Origin of the sequence: Acinetobacter sp. YH12102 (assembly GCF_013419125.1) — a bacterium.
Classification (GTDB): Bacteria; Pseudomonadota; Gammaproteobacteria; order Pseudomonadales; family Moraxellaceae; genus Acinetobacter; species Acinetobacter pseudolwoffii.
In genome coordinates this window covers 1-17,847 of the sequence record NZ_VPAS01000020.1, presented here as the reverse complement: position 1 = coordinate 17,847, position 17,847 = coordinate 1, and the positions used below count along the sequence as shown (strand labels likewise).

Genomic DNA, 17,847 nt, shown 5'->3' with positions numbered 1-17,847 from the left:
TGCTTTCATTGTTGGGATATTAATCGCCTGTGGCGCTAGTGTAGCTCTTCTTTTAATTAAAGATTTTAATACCTTAATCAATACTGCATATGGCTATGGTTTCATGGTTAAAATGTTTTTTGTTATAAGTATTCTACTTTTAGCTGCCTTCAACAAATGGTATTTCACCCCGCGTCTTCAACATCCTAAATTCGCTAAACACCTTAGTCATGCCATTTTATTTGAGATGTTATTAGGTCTATCAATTCTATTAACAACAGGCTATATAACCACTGTCGTGGGTATTGAATAAGAGAATTTCAAAATAAGGGAATTGAGGAAATTTAACATTACTGCATTTATCTTTTGTAGCTGAGCAATAAAGTTTCTACTGGACTGTCAACTTACGACAATCAGAACAGTAAAATCGCATCATGAGGCATTATACATAAAGGTAGTCACCGGTTTTTAGCTTATCTTCAACCCATAACGGTCTTATCTATTCAGTTCACTACCATTGATTGAAATAACTAATCTTATAAATTTCAGAGTGATCGTAGATGACAAAAATGTCATTTTAAAGGGCACTGTTGCAAATAGGGATCTGAGTCGATGATTTTCCCTTCAAAAAAGCTTAGAGACCGAAAAGGGGTCGTTTGCGGGAGGGGGCGGAATCCTACGCTAAGGCTTTGGCCAGCGATATTCTCCGGTGAGATTGATGTGTTCCCATCCGAGCGGCGAAACATGGGCCAAGAGATCGGGCGATAGCAGCTTTCCATCGCGTTTCTGGTTTGCAACGACCTCGCCGAGCTTCATGGTGTTCCAGAAGATGATGATGGCGGCGAGCAGATTCATGCCGGCGATGCGGTAATGCTGGCCTTCGGCGGAACGGTCGCGGATTTCACCGCGGCGGTGGAAGCTGATTGCCCGCTTCAGCGCATGATGAGCTTCGCCTTTGTTGAGCCCGATCTGGGCACGCCGTTGGAGTTCGGCATCCAGAATCCAGTCGATCATGAACAGGGTGCGCTCGACGCGACCGACTTCCCGCAGGGCTGTCGCGAGCTCGTTCTGCCGCGGATAGGAGGCGAGTTTCCGCAGAATCTGGCTTGGCGCGACGGTCCCGGCAGCAATGGTGGCGGCGATGCGCAGGATGTCGGGCCAATTGCGCTCGATCATGGCTTGGTTGACCTTTCCGCCGATCAACGCTCGCAGGTGCGCCGGGGCGGCCGACGGATTGAACGCGTAGAGCCGTTTGGATGGCAGGTCGCGGATGCGCGGAGCGAACCGGTAGCCGAGAATGGCACATGCGGCAAAGACGTGATCGGTGAAGCCGCCCGTGTCGGTGAACTGCTCGCGGATATGGCGTCCAGCATCGTTCATCAGCAGGCCATCGAGGATGTAAGGCGCTTCGCTTGCCGTTGCAGGAATCACCTGGGTTGCGAACGGCGCATATTGGTCGGAGACGTGGCTATAGGCTTTCAGGCCCGGGGTATTGCCATATTTCGCGTTGACCAGGTTCATGGCCTCACCTTGCTCTGTAGCGACGAAGAACTGTCCGTCGCTCGAAGCCGACGTGCCCATGCCCCAGAACCGGGCCATGGGTAACGCTGCCTGTGCCTCGACCACCATGGCCAGCGCCCGGTCATAGGCTTCGCCCTCGACATGCCACCGTCCAATGCGGATCAATTCCCAGAAGGTGTGGGTGTTTGTCGCATCCGCCATTTTGCGCAAGCCGAGGTTGATCCCTTCCGCCAAGATAACGTTCATTAGCCCGATCCGGTCAGCGCAGGGTGCTCCTGTGCGCAGATGGGTGAACGCTTCGGTGAAGCCGGTCGCCGCATCCACCTCCAGCAGGAGATCGGTGATGCGCGTGGGCGGGATCTGCTTGTAGAGATCGAGCACCAGATCTTCGGCGCCTGTCGGCGCGGCGGCTTCGAGTTTCTCGATATGCAGAACGCCGTTTTCAATCGACCCGCCCGGGATCGTGCCTGCGCGAGCGGCACGGCCAAGCTCGCGCAACCGCATGTCGAGGCGAGCTTGCCGGTCTGCCAGCCATTCCTCCGGCCGCAATGGCACAGCGAGACGACCGCCTTCCGCGATGGATTGTGCCGGAACGAGTGCGTGTTTCAGATCGCCATAGCGCCGGGACCTAGTAAGCCAGACATCTCCGGAGCGGAACGCATCGCGCAGATGGAACAGCACCGCGATCTCCCATAGGCGAGCGTCGCCAGCCCTCTGGGCCCGAAGGTGGCGATGCCATTTCGAGCTGGGCCGCAAGAAGCTGGTCATCGCGGCATCGTTCAAACCGGTACGAAGGGCCGTCACCGCTTCCAGAAGCGGCAGTGCAACGGGCGCAGCTCGCAGATCGAGCAGGCGCAACATGCGTGGAGCGTATCGGCGGAAGCGGTGATAACCGTCGAGCACATGATTGAGCGGATCGTCGGCCATGGTGGCGGTCAGCCTGGTTGCCATTGCAACAAGGGTTTTTAAGCCGTCCCACCCTGACCCACTCGCGATGACATCGCCCAGCGGCTGGCCATCATCCTGTGCATCGACCAGGGCGCCCCCGATCTCGGCGAAGGATTTCAGGGTGTCACGCACCACCCCCGCTTCGTCTGCGACCTTTGCATGGCAAATACGCTCCGAAGCACGGTAGAGACGGCCGACGATCCGGTCGTGGGTTTCGACCACTGCGTCGGCCAACATCGCCTGCCATTCCGAGACGCAAACAGCCAAGATCGCAAGCCGCCTGTCCTCCGGGAGATCGCGCATGCCGTCGGCATAATACCGTTCACCCTGCCTGCGCAGACGAGTCACCCGATGGGCAGGAACGCCGGCAAGCAGATCCTCGGGGAGATCGATGCGTTGCAGATATTCGAGCCGGTCGAGCAGCCGGTTGGCCGACGAAGAGTTCGAGCCAGGCTCGAACTGGCGCAGCCACACAAAACGGGTCACCCGATCATCAGCCGTCTCCTCGAGCAATGCCAGCAACTGTTCTCGGATCGACATAGGCAGCCGACTGGCGATCCTCGTCTCGATGCGTCGCTCGGCATCGACGAGAGCCGCGGCACAAAGCCGCTCGATCGTGGATGTCGCGGGAAGGACAGTGCGGGTGCGTCGGCACTCGGCTACGAAGCGACGGGCGATATCCTCGTTCGACACCGCCATCTCGGCTTCTCGGAACAACCATTCCTTCAGCTCGCTCGCACCACGTCCGGAGAAGGTGCGGAAGCCGTAGAGCCCCCGTAACTCGGCAAGATGCTCGTGCCGTGTTTCCTCGCGGGCAGCATAGTCTACGAGATCGTCGGCACCCAGGCCAAGCTGCGCTCCGATAAATTCGATGACCTCTGCAGGGATCAGTTCGCCTGGAGCCAGCACCCGGCCGGGATAGCGCAGGACACACAATTGCAGGGCGAAGCCGAACCTGTTGTGAGCGCGCCGACGCAGCCTGATATGCCCAAGGTCTTCATCACTCAGCGTATAGTGCTTGAGCAAATCCGTCTGTGAAGTCGGCAAGCGCAACAGCGCGTCTTTCTGCCGATCGGTTAGAGTGACGCGACGCGGCATACATGTTCCTTTTTCAAAATCTGATAGCGTTCAAGACGCTTTGTTTATGAAGCTGGTTGAGATACATTTCCAGAGGTCAATGCAATCGTGGCCGAAGCGCCGCCTCAAACCAACGTTTGTGATACATGCTGATCGGATATGCCCGCGTCTCCAAAGCCGATGGCTCGCAGTCTCTCGACCTGCAGCACGACGCCTTGCGCGCCGCAGGTGTCGAACGGTGTCAGCAGCGGTTGTAAACTGACACAGGCAGCGATTGAAAACTGATACACCGATTTGAGAAGATGGCCGCTTTGCGGAGCGGCCTTGAAACCCAACGAGGTGTACGTGGAAATTCAAGTACTGAAGAGGCATGGGCTAAGCCTGCGGCGGATCGCCGCCGAGGTGGGCTGCGCGGTGAACACGGTACGGCGGCATCTGGCTCTGGAGGGCGTGCCGAAATACGAGCGCAAGGTGAAGCGCCAGACGAAGCTGGCGCAGTTCGAGCAGTACCTGCGGGAACGCCAGCAGGCCGCGCAGCCCGATGTGATTCCAGCGACGGTGTTGTACCGCGAGATCGCGGCACAGGGCTACCAGGGCGGCCTGAGCCAGTTGCGCGCCTTCATGCGGACGCTGCGGCCAGCGCCTCCGGCCGACCCGGTGGTGCGCTTCGAGACGGCAGAGGGCGAGCAGTTGCAGGTGGACTGGGTCGAGTTCCGCAAGGGCGACGCGCCGTTGCACGCGTTCTGCGCGACCCTGGGCTTCAGCCGAGCCAGCTATGTGGAGTTCGTCAGCAACATGAAAGTGGACACCCTGATCGCCTGCCACGAACGCGCTTTTGCCGCGTTCGGCGGCGTCACCCGGCGGGTCCTGTACGACAACATGAAGACGGTCGTGCTGGAGCGCGATGCGTACGGCGACGGCGAGCACCGCTATCATGCCGGCTTCCTGGATTACGCCAAACACAGCGGCTTCGTCATCAAGCTGTGCCAGCCGTACCGGGCCAAGACCAAGGGCAAGGTCGAGCGCTTCAACGGCTATCTGCGCCGCTCGTTCTATGTGCCGCTGGCGAGCCGCCTGGCGCAAAGCGGGCAGAAGCTTGATGTCGTCACCGCCAACGCGGAAGTAGCCCACTGGTTGCGCGAGGTGGCCAATGCACGCATCCACGGCACGACCGGGGAGCGCCCCGCCGACGCGCTGAAGCGGGAGGCGCAATACTTGCAAGCGCTGCCGGCGCCATGGCGGGCCGACATTGCCGCGGCTCGGCCACAGCCAGTGGCCGGCCCACCGTCAGCCCCGCGGCCGGCGGCAGTGGTGAGCCGGATCGCGCAACCGTCCCCGCTGCAGCATCCGCTGCAGGTGTACGACGCGCTGCTGGTGCGGGTATCGGAAGGGGTGGCGGCATGAACCTGCAGCATGAGCGTATCGCGGCGTTATGCGAGAGCTTGAACCTGCCATTCGTGGCTCAAGGCTATGGCGCCGCAACCCAGAGGGCCGCCAGGGAGCAGATGGCCTACAGCGACTTCCTCGAGGATCTGCTGCGCGAAGAAGCCGCCGGACGCAACGTGAGGAAGCAAGGCACGATGACCCGGCTGGCGGGGTTCCCGGTGGTGAAAACGCTGGACGAGTTCAACTACGACTTCGCCAAGGGCGTCAAGCGCAGCCAGATCGAGGAGCTGGCCGGGTTGGGCTTCGTCGAGCGGCATGAGAACGTTGTACTGGTCGGACCGAGCGGCGTCGGCAAGACGCACCTGGCGATGGCACTCGGTTACAAGGCCACGCAGGCCGGCATCAAGACGCGCTTCACGACGGCGGCCGATCTGATGCTGACGTTGACGACGGCGCATGCGCAGAACAATCTGAAGGCAGTAATGCATCGCGCAATCAAGGCATATCGTCTGCTGATCATCGACGAGATCGGCTACCTGCCCATGAACCGGGAACAGGCCAACCTGTTCTTCCAGGTGATCGCGGCGCTGTATGAGCGCAGTAGTTTAATCGTGACCAGCAACCTCTCGTTCGGCCAGTGGGACATGACGTTTGCGCAGGACACGACCTTGACAGCGGCCTTGCTCGACCGGCTGCTGCACCATGCGCACATCGTGCCGATCGCCGGGGAAAGCTACCGGCTGAAGCATCAGCGCCAGGCCGGGATGATGAGGGGGAGCGATGTGGCAGAAATCGGCTGAACACTGGCCGTGTTCAGCGACGGTGGTGTATCAGTTTTAAATCGCTGGCACTACGAAAGCTGTATCAGTTTTCAGTCGCTGTTGACAAACGGGACAATATCTATGATGATCTTGCTTCCGGCGGTCGTGATGATCGCCCTGGCTTGACTGCCTGCCTCAAGTCATTGCGTGACGGCGATGTGCTGGTGGTCTGGAAGCTCGATCGCCTCGGACGATCGCTTGCCCATCTGGTCAACACGGTGAAGGAGCTGTCAGACCGCAAGATCGGCCTGCGGGTTCTGACTGGAAAGGGCGCTCAGATCGACACCACGACTGCGTCCGGTCGCATGGTGTTCGGAATCTTCGCCACCTTGGCCGAGTTCGAGCGGGATCTGATCCGAGAGCGCACCATGGCGGGTCTCGCCTCCGCGAGAGCGCGCGGTCGCAAGGGCGGACGAAAATTCGCGCTCACCAAAGCTCAGGTGCGTCTCGCGCAAGCCGCCATGGCCCAGCGCGATACTTCAGTTTCCGATCTCTGCAAGGAACTCGGCATCGAGCGCGTCACTCTCTACCGATATGTCGGTCCCAAAGGCGAGCTCAGAGACCATGGAAAGCATGTTCTCGGACTTACGTAGCAACTCGTTTCTTTTCGCAGGTTGAGCCACCTCCGCGCTTCATCAGAAAACTGAAGGAACCTCCATTGAATCGAACTAATATTTTTTTTGGTGAATCGCATTCTGACTGGTTGCCTGTCAGAGGCGGAGAATCTGGTGATTTTGTTTTTCGACGTGGTGACGGGCATGCCTTCGCGAAAATCGCACCTGCTTCCCGCCGCGGTGAGCTCGCTGGAGAGCGTGACCGCCTCATTTGGCTCAAAGGTCGAGGTGTGGCTTGCCCCGAGGTGATCAACTGGCAGGAGGAACAGGAGGGTGCATGCTTGGTGATAACGGCAATTCCGGGAGTACCGGCGGCTGATCTGTCTGGAGCGGATTTGCTCAAAGCGTGGCCGTCAATGGGGCAGCAACTTGGCGCTGTTCACAGCCTATCGGTTGATCAATGTCCGTTTGAGCGCAGGCTGTCGCGAATGTTCGGACGCGCCGTTGATGTGGTGTCCCGCAATGCCGTCAATCCCGACTTCTTACCGGACGAGGACAAGAGTACGCCGCAGCTCGATCTTTTGGCTCGTGTCGAACGAGAGCTACCGGTGCGGCTCGACCAAGAGCGCACCGATATGGTTGTTTGCCATGGTGATCCCTGCATGCCGAACTTCATGGTGGACCCTAAAACTCTTCAATGCACGGGTCTGATCGACCTTGGGCGGCTCGGAACAGCAGATCGCTATGCCGATTTGGCACTCATGATTGCTAACGCCGAAGAGAACTGGGCAGCGCCAGATGAAGCAGAGCGCGCCTTCGCTGTCCTATTCAATGTATTGGGGATCGAAGCCCCCGACCGCGAACGCCTTGCCTTCTATCTGCGATTGGACCCTCTGACTTGGGGTTGATGTTCATGCCGCCTGTTTTTCCTGCTCATTGGCACGTTTCGCAACCTGTTCTCATTGCGGACACCTTTTCCAGCCTCGTTTGGAAAGTTTCATTGCCAGACGGGACTCCTGCAATCGTCAAGGGATTGAAACCTATAGAAGACATTGCTGATGAACTGCGCGGGGCCGACTATCTGGTATGGCGCAATGGGAGGGGAGCAGTCCGGTTGCTCGGTCGTGAGAACAATCTGATGTTGCTCGAATATGCCGGGGAGCGAATGCTCTCTCACATCGTTGCCGAGCACGGCGACTACCAGGCGACCGAAATTGCAGCGGAACTAATGGCGAAGCTGTATGCCGCATCTGAGGAACCCCTGCCTTCTGCCCTTCTCCCGATCCGGGATCGCTTTGCAGCTTTGTTTCAGCGGGCGCGCGATGATCAAAACGCAGGTTGTCAAACTGACTACGTCCACGCGGCGATTATAGCCGATCAAATGATGAGCAATGCCTCGGAACTGCGTGGGCTACATGGCGATCTGCATCATGAAAACATCATGTTCTCCAGTCGCGGCTGGCTGGTGATAGATCCCGTCGGTCTGGTCGGTGAAGTGGGCTTTGGCGCCGCCAATATGTTCTACGATCCGGCTGACAGAGACGACCTTTGTCTCGATCCTAGACGCATTGCACAGATGGCGGACGCATTCTCTCGTGCGCTGGACGTCGATCCGCGTCGCCTGCTCGACCAGGCGTACGCTTATGGGTGCCTTTCCGCAGCTTGGAACGCGGATGGAGAAGAGGAGCAACGCGATCTAGCTATCGCGGCCGCGATCAAGCAGGTGCGACAGACGTCATACTAGATATCAAGCGACTTCTCCTATCCCCTGGGAACACATCAATCTTACCGGAGAATATCGTTGGCCAAAGCCTTAGCGTAGGATTTCGCCCTCTCCCGCAAACGACCCCATCCTTGATCACCTGAAGCACAAAGCCGAAACCAGCGGGACCAGGGCGTTACCCGAAAGCCGGGCGCCACCGGCTGAGCTGCTCCTGGGTCTGTTTGACTGACGAGCCTGAAGGCCAACGATACCAATCAAAATGCTGCGTTCACAGCGCCGCGGCAGGGATCCGCCGTGCTGGTTGTCGGAAAAGGAGCCGCTAGTGGGAAAGAGGAGGGTAAATTTTCAGCGTTGCTGGCTCCCCGTCAGCCGGATTGGGTTGCATCGCAGGGGTGTCGAAAGAGTCAACTGCGGTCCAAAGCTGTTGGACTTGGGTGAAAAGGGCGTTTATTCTTCCTATACGTCGATCGATTGAATGAAGGACATATACAATCATTTCTCCGACATTTGGTTATGGAGCGAAAAGTTTCAATATCTTATCAAAACCAGGCAATCAATGCGATTAAGTTTTATTACGAACGTGTTTTGGGTGGACAACGGAAAACATATTTCATCGAAAGACCAAAAAAAGAAAAAACACTTCCTGTTGTGATGAGTGAAGAAGAAACCATTCGGGTACTACGCGCTATTGAAAACGTGAAACACAAGGCTATTCTGATGACTATTTATTCGGCAGGTTTGCGCATTTCTGAATGTATAAACCTGAAAATAAAAGACATTGACTCCAAGCGCATGCAAATTCGTATAGAACAGTCAAAAGGAAAAAGAGATCGTTATACCATTTTATCTGAGAAAACATTAATTATTTTAAGAACATACTTTATGGAATATAAACCAAAAGATTATTTATTTGAAGGTCAAAAAGGTGGCGCATACTCAAGCCGAAGTATTCAAAACATTTTTAAAGCAGCTGTTTTAAAAGCAAAGATTCAAAAGGAAGTTACTGTACATACCTTACGACATAGCTTTGCAACGCATTTGCTTGAGAATGGTACGAGTTTACGTTATATTCAATCGTTGTTAGGTCATTCAAGCAGTAAAACAACTGAGGTTTATACACATATTACCACCAAGGGAATGGAACAATTAAAAAGTCCGATGGATTTGTTAGATATATAGAAAGGATTTGTATATTTGAGCAAAACTTAACAAAAAGCACTATGAATATAAATCCTTTTGAGAGAGTAGAAACGAACGGTAAACGGTTGAAAACGGATTTGTCACTGATAATGAAAGGTTTAGCAAAATAAGATATAGTGGATATATACGCCATTTGGCGTATAGCCACTTGTTATGTGCCATTTTTGAATGACAATGCGAATAGATACGGACAAACAAATGAATTTACTTAGTGATAAGAACGTTGCAATAATTGGTGGTGGACCCGTTGGACTGACTATGGCAAAATTATTACAGCAAAACGGCATAGACGTTTCAGTTTACGAAAGAGACAACGACCGAGAGGCAAGAATTTTTGGTGGAACCCTTGACCTACACAAAGGTTCAGGTCAGGAAGCAATGAAAAAAGCGGGATTGTTACAAACTTATTATGACTTAGCCTTACCAATGGGTGTAAATATTGCTGATGAAAAAGGCAATATTTTATCCACAAAAAATGTAAAGCCCGAAAATCGATTTGACAATCCTGAAATAAACAGAAATGACTTAAGGGCTATCTTGTTGAATAGTTTAGAAAACGACACGGTTATTTGGGATAGAAAACTTGTTATGCTTGAACCTGGTAAGAAGAAGTGGACACTAACTTTTGAGAATAAACCGAGTGAAACAGCAGATTTGGTTATTCTTGCCAATGGTGGAATGTCGAAAATAAGGAGCTTTGTTACCGACACGCAAGTTGAAGAAACCGGTACTTTCAACATCCAAGCTGATATTCTTCAACCGGAAATAAACTGTCCCGGATTTTTTCAGCTATGCAACGGCAACCGATTAATGGCGGGACATCAGGGCATTTTATTGTTTGCCAATCCCAATAATAATGGTGCATTGTATTTAGGAATTAGTTTTAAAACGCCCGATGAATGGAAAAATAAAATTCCCTTAGATTTTCAGGACAGAAACAGCGTTGCCGATTTTTTATTGAAAAGATTTTCCAAATGGAGTGAAGTTTACAAACAATTAATACGTTCGGTATCAACATTTCAATGCTTGCCCACAAGGAAATTTCCTTTGAACAATGATTGGAAAAGTAACCGTCCATTACCCATAACAATGATTGGCGATGCTGCTCATTTGATGTCGCCTTTTGCAGGACAGGGTGTAAATACGGGATTATTGGATGCTTTGATATTGTCTGAAAACCTTACAAACGGAGAATTTACAAGTATTGAAAATGCCATCGAAAACTACGAACAACAAATGTTTGTTTATGCAAAAGATACGCAGGACGAATCGACAGAAAACGAAACCGAAATGTTTAGTCCCAATTTTTCGTTTCAAAAATTATTGAATCTATAAACAGTAAGAAAAAACGGCTACTAACAAGCAGTTTTGCAATAGTGGGGCAGAAGTGCAAAATTGAACTTGTGTGCTTCTATCAACTTTTGTACATTAGCTGCCAGTTTAAGATGGGTGCATTTGAGTATGCCCAAAGGAGCCCGCAAGTATGCGCAGGACGAAGCCAGTAGCCGCGCCGATGGTGGCGCGGGTCTATCTGCGCGTCAGCACCGACGCGCAGGACTTGGAACGCCAAGAGGCGATCACTACGGCCGCGAAGGCCGCCGGCTACTACGTCGCCGGCATCTACCGTGAGAAGGCATCCGGCGCACGCGCCGACCGGCCTGAGCTGCTGCGCATGATCGGCGACCTACAGCCCGGCGAGGTGGTCATTGCCGAGAAGATCGACCGCATCAGCCGCCTACCTTTGCCCGAGGCCGAGCGCCTGGTGGCCTCGATACAGGCCAAAGGCGCACGCCTGGCCGTCCCTGGCGTGGTCGATCTATCCGACCTGGCGGCCGAGGCCCAGGGCGTCGCCAAGATCGTGCTGGAAGCCGTGCAGATCATGCTTTTTCGCCTGGCCTTGCAGATGGCCCGCGACGACTACGAGGACAGGCGCGAACGCCAGCGCCAAGGCATTGAGTTGGCCCGCCAGGCCGGGCGGTACAAGGGCCGCCGTGCTGATCCGAAGCGCCGCGCCCAAGTTGTCGCGCTGCGCAAGTCCGGCTACAGCATCAACAAGACCGCCGAGCTGGCCGGGTACAGTGCGGCCCAGGTGAAACGGATATGGGCCGAGGTCAGCCAGGCCGAAGCGAAGCAGCACGGCGCGTTCGTGGAGGACGCATTGACGGAAGCCGATGCCCTGGCCGCTGTCGGCCAGGATGAGCGCCAGGAGGAAAGGGCATGAAGAAGCCGAACCAAGACGACGAGCCGTTTTTCATCACCGAGGAGATTGCGGCCGAAATGATCGCCGGCGGCTATGAGTTCGAGCTGCCGCCCATTCCTTGCACCATCCGCCTACGCGACGTGCTGGAGCGCATGACCGATGCTGAGCTAGCATTGCAGCCGGGCGAGATCGCCGACCAGGAGCGTGAACGCTGCCGGCGCAAGCCGTGTTCAACCTCATGATCTGGTCATGGTATTTTTCATGGCACTGAGCCTGATAGTTCTTGCAAATTGTTGTCACTAAAGGGTTTTGTGTGCTTGTTTACAATCGAGTGGGAGTGACGGGCACTGGCTGGCAATGTCTAGCAACGGCAGGCATTTCGGCTGAGGGTAAAAGAACTTTCCGCTAAGCGATAGACTGTATGTAAACACAGTATTGCAAGGACGCGGAACATGCCTCATGTGGCGGCCAGGACGGCCAGCCGGGATCGGGATACTGGTCGTTACCAGAGCCACCGACCCGAGCAAACCCTTCTCTATCAGATCGTTGACGAGTATTACCCGGCATTCGCTGCGCTTATGGCAGAGCAGGGAAAGGAATTGCCGGGCTATGTGCAACGGGAATTTGAAGAATTTCTCCAATGCGGGCGGCTGGAGCATGGCTTTCTACGGGTTCGCTGCGAGTCTTGCCACGCCGAGCACCTGGTCGCTTTCAGCTGTAAGCGTCGCGGTTTCTGCCCGAGCTGTGGGGCGCGGCGGATGGCCGAAAGTGCCGCCTTGCTGGTTGATGAAGTACTGCCTGAACAACCCATGCGTCAGTGGGTGTTGAGCTTCCCGTTTCAGCTGCGTTTCCTGTTTGCCAGCCGGCCCGAGATCATGGGGTGGGTGCTGGGCATCGTTTACCGCGTCATTGCCACGCACCTGGTCAAGAAAGCGGGCCATACCCACCAAGTGGCCAAGACGGGCGCGGTCACCCTGATCCAGCGTTTTGGATCGGCGCTCAATCTGAATGTTCACTTCCACATGCTGTTTCTCGACGGTGTGTATGTCGAGCAATCCCACGGCTCAGCGCGTTTCCGCTGGGTCAAGGCGCCGACCAGCCCAGAGCTCACCCAGCTGACGCACACCATCGCCCACCGGGTGGGTCGCTATCTGGAACGGCAAGGCCTGCTGGAACGGGATGTCGAAAACAGCTATCTGGCCTCGGATGCGGTGGATGACGACCCGATGACACCCCTGCTGGGGCACTCGATCACTTACCGTATCGCTGTCGGTTCACAGGCGGGGCGAAAGGTGTTCACTTTGCAAACTCTGCCGACCAGTGGTGATCCGTTCGGTGACGGGATTGGCAAGGTAGCCGGGTCCAGCCTGCACGCCGGCGTGGCGGCCAGGGCCGATGAACGCAAGAAGCTCGAACGGCTGTGCCGGTACATCAGCCGCCCGGCGGTATCCGAGAAGCGGCTGTCGTTAACACGAGGCGGCAACGTGCGCTACCAGCTCAAGACGCCGTACCGGGACGGCACCACGCACGTCATTTTCGAACCATTGGATTTCATTGCAAGGCTGGCCGCCCTGGTACCGAAGCCCAGAGTCAACCTAACCCGCTTCCACGGGGTGTTCGCACCCAACAGTCGGCACCGGGCGTTGGTCACGCCGGCAAAACGGGGCAGGGGCAACAAGGTCAGGGTGGCTGATGAACCGGCAACACCAGCACAACGGCGAGCGTCGATGACATGGGCGCAACGGCTCAAGCGTGTTTTCAATATCGACATCGAGACCTGCAGCGGCTGCGGCGGCGCCATGAAAGTCATCGCCTGCATTGAAGACCCTATAGTGATCAAGCAGATCCTTGATCACCTGAAGCACAAAGCCGAAACCAGCGGGACCAGGGCGTTACCCGAAAGCCGGGCGCCACCGGCTGAGCTGCTCCTGGGTCTGTTTGACTGACGAGCCTGAAGGCCAACGATACCAATCAAAATGCTGCGTTCACAGCGCCGCGGCAGGGATCCGCCGTGCTGGTTGTCGGAAAAGGAGCCGCTAGTGGGAAAGAGGAGGGTAAATTTTCAGCGTTGCTGGCTCCCCGTCAGCCGGATTGGGTTGCATCGCAGGGGTGTCGAAAGAGTCAACTGCGGTCCAAAGCTGTTGGACTTGGGTGAAAAGGGCGTTTATTCTTCCTATACGTTGTCGGCAGCGGGCCAAAAAGGAATACGTCCATGCCCATCGAGGTGAAACCGGCTGTGAGCGCGGGTTCAAGCATATAGCCCGACAGGCGCGTATCCTTGCCGATCACGACACGATGGCGGTGGTCACCGCGACGAAAGACACGGCCAGCCGCCATGCCGACGCGCAAGGCGGTTTCCGCCGTCATCGCGCCTTCGTTGGCTTTGCCACGAATACCGTCTGTGCCGAAATATTTGCGCACCATAAGGTCGATTATCCTGTCGTCGGGTCGCCCTCAAAGGGGACATGCCTGCTGAACCGCGAATATAGAGAAATATCCCGAATGTGCAGTTAACGAATTCTTGCGGTTTCTTTCAGCGCCGCCAATACCGCCAGCCCGTCGCGCAAGGGGCGCGGCTCGTGTGTGCGGATGAAGTCAGCTCCACCTGCGGCGGCGGCAAGCTCTGCAGCGAGTGTCGCGGCCCCGACATCCCCCGGACCACGGCCTGTGAGCGCGCGCAGAAAGGATTTGCGCGAAACAGACAGAAGCACCGGCAAATCGAAGCGCAGCCGCAATTCATCGAACCGCGCCAGCACCGAGAGCGAGGTTTCGGGAGCAGCCCCCAGAAAAAACCCCATGCCGGGATCAAGGACAAGGCGGTTGCGTTTGATACCGGCACCCGTCAGCGCCGCGATGCGCGCGTCAAAGAACGCCGCAATGTGATCCATGATGTCGCCAGCGGGTGCCTCGCGCCGATCTGCCTGCCCGTCTTGCACCGAATGCATAACGACGAGTTTGGCAGATGATTTCGCCAATTGCGGATAGAACGCAGCGTCTGGAAAACCGCGAATATCATTGAGATAGGCCACACCACGCGACAAGGCATAGGCTTGCGTCGCGGGTTGATAACTGTCGAGCGAGACGGGAATGCCATCTGCCTTGAGCGCGTCCAGCACCGGCGCGATACGCGCGATTTCTGTGTCGGACGAAACAGGCGCGGCGTCGGGATTGCTGGATGCCGGACCGAGGTCGATCACATCTGCCCCCTCGGCCATCAGCTTACGCGCCTGCGCAATGGCTGCGTCTGGCGCCAGATACCGGCCTCCATCGGAGAAACTGTCCGAGGTTATGTTGACGATGCCGAAAATGATGAGCGATTTATTCATGGGGGCTTCTATAATAATCTCTGTACACGACAAAAATAGATAACTCATTGAAATAATGTCACAATAATTGTTTTCTAACGACGAATACTATGACACATCTCAATGAGTTATATCTTATCTTAAACAAATCTCTAAAATGGAACAAGTCACATTTAAAGTGCTTTGCGCTCATCATGCTTGTGATTATTTTAAAGCAAACATGTAATCTTTCTTCTGCATCTAAAGCCTTGCCCATCAAGTGTTTACCACAATCATTTTATCGACGTATGCAGCGCTTCTTTGCAGGTCAGTATTTTGATTATCGTCAAATTTCTCAGTGTCATCACCAGAACGATGGTGATGACTACGGCGATCTGACCCCAAAGGATTCGGCCTCCGCGCAATGCAGGCTCCAGTCGGCAAAAGAGACGGAGCCGATCAGAGAGTAGGCAAAATCGGGACGGGCAACAGGAAAGAGGATGCCGGAGGGCTGCCGGATACTATCGGCGGCAAATAGGATGGATCGCCTGTGCCGTTATCGTGCCGGTCGAGTGCCATCCAGGAAACGATTGGGCGAATCGCCGTCACGCTTCATTTTGCCTGCGAGGTTGAGTAGATTTTTCAGTGCGGAGTTGCGATTGAACGGCGACCAGACGGCTGTAAAGGCAACCGGCTCCGGTTCATCGAGGAAGGGCAGGAAGACGATGCCGGTCGTCGGCAACAATGACGTTGCCTCGCCGACGATAGTGATGCCGAAGCCTTGTCCGACCATAGATAGCAGCGTGTCGCGCCCCACATCAAAGCGCCGGATCGACGGTGCGGGCCAACGCCCGGCAAGGCGCAGCACGATATGGTCATGGACCTGCGGGCCGGTGCCACCATAGCGAACAATGAAAGTCTCGCCGACCAGATCGGACCAAGTGATTGCGGACTGCCCGGCGAGGCGATGCCCATCCGATAGCACGGCCACCAGCGGTTCGGTCCAGATCGGTCGGGTATGGCAGTCGGGCATCTCGGGCTTGCCCGCGACGAACACCACGTCGAGCTGGTCAGCACGAAGCTGCATCACCGCATCGCGGGCTGTGCCTTCGGTGATCTCAACCTCAATGCCCGTATGTTCTTCCCGATAATGACGGATCAGCTCCGTGAGAAAGCTGCGTGGGATTAAGGCATGGATGCCGATGCGAAGCCGGCCGTATTCTCCTTGAGCTGTCATGCCTGCGGTCTTCACTGCGTGATCGAGTTGATCGACACCCGCCGTGACACGCTCCATGAAGTGCCTGCCTGCGTCTGTTAGCCGAACGCCCCGCGCATGGCGCTCAAATAGCAGGACACCAAGGTTATCCTCCAGCGCTTTCACACGCGCGCTGACGCTCGACTGGCTGATACCAAGTGCCTTGGCCGCATGCCGAAAATTCAGATGCTCGGCGACGGCGATGAACTGAACAAGGGAAATGAGCGGTATCCTGCCAGACAGGATACCGACATTCACGAGGTTTCGATGGTTAGTGCGCCGCATCGGAGCGGGCCTGCTACCAGTCGTCGGTTAGACGACTGGCGACTTCTCGGTGGCAGCCCCACGGAGCCGAAGGAGCACCAGCCCCAACGAAACCAGTACCGCCATCGCCGTGGCGTAACAGATCACGGGCCACGCTGTGTCACCGTTTAAAAGTGCCACCGCCAATGTCCCGACAATGCTGACTATCAGGCTTTGAACGCAGAAGTAGAACGCGACCGCTGATCCCGCGATGTCGTCGAACTCTGCCAAAGCGCCGTTCGCGGTAACGGACACCGTGAAGACAATACCGACCGCGACAACCCACATCGGTAGGATGAAGGTGAGGAATGACGGCGAGCCGTAAAGTTCGCCGATCCCCAACAGGACCGCTCCGCAAACAAGCAACGCCATCCCACGCGCCACGCATCCTGCGATGCCCCATCTGGCGACAAAGGACTTCGCGAAACGGGTTGTCACGATCATTACAAGCGCGACAGTGGCGAAGGCAAAGCTGAATCCGATCTCGGAATATTCCGCTTGGCCTATGAGCACACGGGGAGCCGTCGAGAAGAAGACGAAGAAGGTGCCCATACCGGCGCTAAAGCCGACAGTGTAAACCCAAAAAGCCGGACTCGCGAAGATCGGCAAGACAGATCGGCGCGTCTTGACTTGATCCAGAGGGCGGGTTTCGTGCCACCTGAAACCCGCATTTAGGAGTGCGAGCATCGCCAGTATAGCCAAAGTAATGAATATCGCCTGCCATCCCAAGAACTCGCCGATCAATGCTCCGGCGATAGGGCCGAGCGCAGGCACGAACGCCAGCATCGAACTGAAAAGGCCGTAGATGACGACACCCTCAGGACGGTTGGCATAAACGTCGCGAACCGTCGCGAACGTCGCCACCAGCATGGCCGACGCGCCCACTGCTTGAAGTAGACGGAAAGCGACAAAGGCCGGTGCAGTTGAAGACCAAGCTGCTCCCAGAGACGCAATGACGAAAGCCGTTGCGCCCGCAAGTAGAATTGGCCGTCGCCCGATTCTGTCTGAGAGCGGACCAAAAATCACCTGGCCCACGCCGAGCATCACCATATAGAGGCTCAACGTGAGTTGGATCATAGCGGGCGTCGTGTTCAGGATGCCGGGCATCGCTGGAACGACAGGGAGATAAATATCCATCGCCAGTGAAGCGAGGATGTCGAAAGGAGCCATCAGCAGCAGTGCTGCCGGCAGCGTATAGGCCCACGCGGGGCGTGTGGTGGTCATGACGAATCAACCCTCGATTAAGGAATACCGGGCGACGTCTGCTCGTCAGCAATCAGATGAGACTAGCCTTACAGAGCGCCGCAACAACAATACTGGTTGTTGCGGCTTACTTGTCTGCTGACTTGGAATTTCCCATCTGATTACTCCACGCTTACGAATATGAATTGCTACATTTTATCCGATTATCTTTTGCTTCGCAATGCGGCATGGGCGCACTCAGCGTTCCAGCCCCCTCTGCCGCCCTAAATGCTTGCTCCAATGCATCGAGCACCATATCTGTATTCATCCGTGTCGATACTTTCCATCCAACAATTGCTCGTGAGAACACATCAATAATAAATGCAGTATAAACCCAGCCTGAATTTGTTTGAA

16 protein-coding genes and 4 pseudogenes are annotated in these 17,847 nt (G+C 55.6%); 13 read left to right on the top strand and 7 right to left on the bottom strand.

Annotated features, from left to right (window positions below):
* Positions 1-292 (top strand): CopD family protein (locus FTU42_RS13565; RefSeq protein WP_180083589.1); only part of this gene is annotated, 292 nt, incomplete at its 5' end.
* A 368-nt stretch (positions 293-660) separates the two neighbouring features.
* Here the strand turns inward: FTU42_RS13565 and FTU42_RS13560 are convergent.
* Positions 661-3,546 (bottom strand): Tn3 family transposase, encoded by a 2,886-nt coding sequence (locus FTU42_RS13560; protein WP_001138082.1) that lies wholly within the window; start codon positions 3,544-3,546, stop codon positions 661-663.
* A 125-nt stretch (positions 3,547-3,671) separates the two neighbouring features.
* On the opposite strand from FTU42_RS13560, the pseudogene FTU42_RS13555 reads away from it, so the two are divergent.
* From FTU42_RS13555 to FTU42_RS13500, 11 genes and pseudogenes are all read left to right on the top strand, one after another.
* Positions 3,672-3,764, top strand: a pseudogene (locus tag FTU42_RS13555) (recombinase family protein); the annotation flags it as partial.
* A 106-nt stretch (positions 3,765-3,870) separates the two neighbouring features.
* A complete protein-coding gene (istA, locus tag FTU42_RS13550) occupies positions 3,871-4,929 on the top strand; it encodes an IS21 family transposase (RefSeq protein WP_373686739.1) in 1,059 nt (352 codons plus the stop codon).
* Positions 4,926-5,711 (top strand): IS21-like element helper ATPase IstB, encoded by a 786-nt coding sequence (gene istB, locus FTU42_RS13545; protein WP_075168335.1) that lies wholly within the window; start codon positions 4,926-4,928, stop codon positions 5,709-5,711. The genes istA and istB overlap by 4 nt, the downstream gene beginning before the upstream one ends.
* Before the next feature lie 44 nt (positions 5,712-5,755).
* On the top strand, positions 5,756-6,325 hold the full coding sequence (locus FTU42_RS13540) for a recombinase family protein (protein WP_306670246.1): 570 nt from the start codon (positions 5,756-5,758) through the stop codon (positions 6,323-6,325).
* A gap of 65 nt (positions 6,326-6,390) precedes the next feature.
* A complete protein-coding gene (gene aph(3'')-Ib, locus FTU42_RS13535; RefSeq protein ID WP_001082319.1) occupies positions 6,391-7,194 on the top strand; it encodes an aminoglycoside O-phosphotransferase APH(3'')-Ib in 804 nt (267 codons plus the stop codon).
* The gene (locus FTU42_RS13530; RefSeq protein WP_000480968.1) at positions 7,194-8,030 is read left to right on the top strand and encodes an aminoglycoside O-phosphotransferase APH(6)-Id; all 837 of its coding nucleotides are present in this window, start codon (positions 7,194-7,196) and stop codon (positions 8,028-8,030) included. Before aph(3'')-Ib ends, FTU42_RS13530 begins: the two co-directional genes overlap by 1 nt.
* Before the next feature lie 492 nt (positions 8,031-8,522).
* Positions 8,523-9,188, top strand: a complete 666-nt coding sequence (locus tag FTU42_RS13520) for a tyrosine-type recombinase/integrase (RefSeq protein ID WP_015060916.1) — start codon at positions 8,523-8,525, stop codon at positions 9,186-9,188.
* A gap of 189 nt (positions 9,189-9,377) precedes the next feature.
* Positions 9,378-10,544 (top strand): tetracycline-inactivating monooxygenase Tet(X3), encoded by a 1,167-nt coding sequence (locus FTU42_RS13515; RefSeq protein ID WP_024160783.1) that lies wholly within the window; start codon positions 9,378-9,380, stop codon positions 10,542-10,544.
* A 148-nt stretch (positions 10,545-10,692) separates the two neighbouring features.
* Positions 10,693-11,430, top strand: coding sequence for a recombinase family protein (locus tag FTU42_RS13510; protein ID WP_001366550.1), 738 nt, complete (start codon positions 10,693-10,695; stop codon positions 11,428-11,430).
* Positions 11,427-11,651: a hypothetical protein gene (locus tag FTU42_RS13505; RefSeq protein WP_000743213.1), complete on the top strand. Its 225-nt coding sequence runs from the start codon at positions 11,427-11,429 to the stop codon at positions 11,649-11,651. Before FTU42_RS13510 ends, FTU42_RS13505 begins: the two co-directional genes overlap by 4 nt.
* A gap of 210 nt (positions 11,652-11,861) precedes the next feature.
* Complete coding sequence (locus tag FTU42_RS13500) at positions 11,862-13,355, top strand: IS91-like element ISVsa3 family transposase (RefSeq protein ID WP_001120888.1); 1,494 nt, start codon at positions 11,862-11,864, stop codon at positions 13,353-13,355.
* A gap of 175 nt (positions 13,356-13,530) precedes the next feature.
* Here FTU42_RS13500 and FTU42_RS13490 read toward each other — a convergent pair whose 3' ends face one another.
* Positions 13,531-13,833 (bottom strand): phosphoglucosamine mutase, encoded by a 303-nt coding sequence (locus FTU42_RS13490; protein WP_000251875.1) that lies wholly within the window; start codon positions 13,831-13,833, stop codon positions 13,531-13,533.
* Positions 13,834-13,919: 86 nt separating this feature from the next.
* Positions 13,920-14,735 carry a sulfonamide-resistant dihydropteroate synthase Sul2 gene (gene sul2, locus FTU42_RS13485; protein WP_001043260.1) on the bottom strand — a complete coding sequence of 272 codons (816 nt, stop codon included), beginning with the start codon at positions 14,733-14,735 and terminating at the stop codon, positions 13,920-13,922.
* Positions 14,736-14,824: 89 nt separating this feature from the next.
* On the opposite strand from sul2, the pseudogene FTU42_RS13480 reads away from it, so the two are divergent.
* Positions 14,825-15,052: pseudogene (locus tag FTU42_RS13480) on the top strand (IS4 family transposase); the annotation flags it as partial.
* Positions 15,053-15,249: 197 nt separating this feature from the next.
* Here the strand turns inward: FTU42_RS13480 and FTU42_RS13475 are convergent.
* The 4 genes and pseudogenes from FTU42_RS13475 to FTU42_RS13465 form a co-directional block, all read right to left on the bottom strand.
* Positions 15,250-15,930 (bottom strand): LysR family substrate-binding domain-containing protein, encoded by a 681-nt coding sequence (locus FTU42_RS13475; protein WP_109354582.1) that lies wholly within the window; start codon positions 15,928-15,930, stop codon positions 15,250-15,252.
* A 3-nt stretch (positions 15,931-15,933) separates the two neighbouring features.
* Positions 15,934-16,233 (bottom strand): annotated as a pseudogene (locus tag FTU42_RS14995) (LysR family transcriptional regulator); the annotation flags it as partial.
* A 27-nt stretch (positions 16,234-16,260) separates the two neighbouring features.
* Positions 16,261-17,475, bottom strand: coding sequence for a chloramphenicol/florfenicol efflux MFS transporter FloR (gene floR, locus FTU42_RS13470; RefSeq protein ID WP_000214119.1), 1,215 nt, complete (start codon positions 17,473-17,475; stop codon positions 16,261-16,263).
* A gap of 247 nt (positions 17,476-17,722) precedes the next feature.
* Positions 17,723-17,847 (bottom strand): annotated as a pseudogene (locus FTU42_RS13465) (DDE-type integrase/transposase/recombinase); the annotation flags it as partial.

Bases quoted from the DNA above. Each gene is read 5' to 3' on its own strand.
- FTU42_RS13510 (WP_001366550.1), top strand. From the start codon at position 10,693: ATGCGCAGGACGAAGCCAGTAGCCGCGCCGATGGTGGCGCGGGTCTAT.
- FTU42_RS13505 (WP_000743213.1), top strand. From the start codon at position 11,427: ATGAAGAAGCCGAACCAAGACGACGAGCCGTTTTTCATCACCGAGGAG.
- istB (WP_075168335.1), top strand. From the start codon at position 4,926: ATGAACCTGCAGCATGAGCGTATCGCGGCGTTATGCGAGAGCTTGAAC.
- FTU42_RS13475 (WP_109354582.1), bottom strand. From the start codon at position 15,930: ATGACAGCTCAAGGAGAATACGGCCGGCTTCGCATCGGCATCCATGCC.
- FTU42_RS13560 (WP_001138082.1), bottom strand. From the start codon at position 3,546: ATGCCGCGTCGCGTCACTCTAACCGATCGGCAGAAAGACGCGCTGTTG.
- FTU42_RS13515 (WP_024160783.1), top strand. From the start codon at position 9,378: ATGACAATGCGAATAGATACGGACAAACAAATGAATTTACTTAGTGAT.
- FTU42_RS13520 (WP_015060916.1), top strand. From the start codon at position 8,523: ATGGAGCGAAAAGTTTCAATATCTTATCAAAACCAGGCAATCAATGCG.
- FTU42_RS13500 (WP_001120888.1), top strand. From the start codon at position 11,862: ATGCCTCATGTGGCGGCCAGGACGGCCAGCCGGGATCGGGATACTGGT.
- floR (WP_000214119.1), bottom strand. From the start codon at position 17,475: ATGACCACCACACGCCCCGCGTGGGCCTATACGCTGCCGGCAGCACTG.
- sul2 (WP_001043260.1), bottom strand. From the start codon at position 14,735: ATGAATAAATCGCTCATCATTTTCGGCATCGTCAACATAACCTCGGAC.
- FTU42_RS13530 (WP_000480968.1), top strand. From the start codon at position 7,194: ATGTTCATGCCGCCTGTTTTTCCTGCTCATTGGCACGTTTCGCAACCT.
- FTU42_RS13490 (WP_000251875.1), bottom strand. From the start codon at position 13,833: ATGGTGCGCAAATATTTCGGCACAGACGGTATTCGTGGCAAAGCCAAC.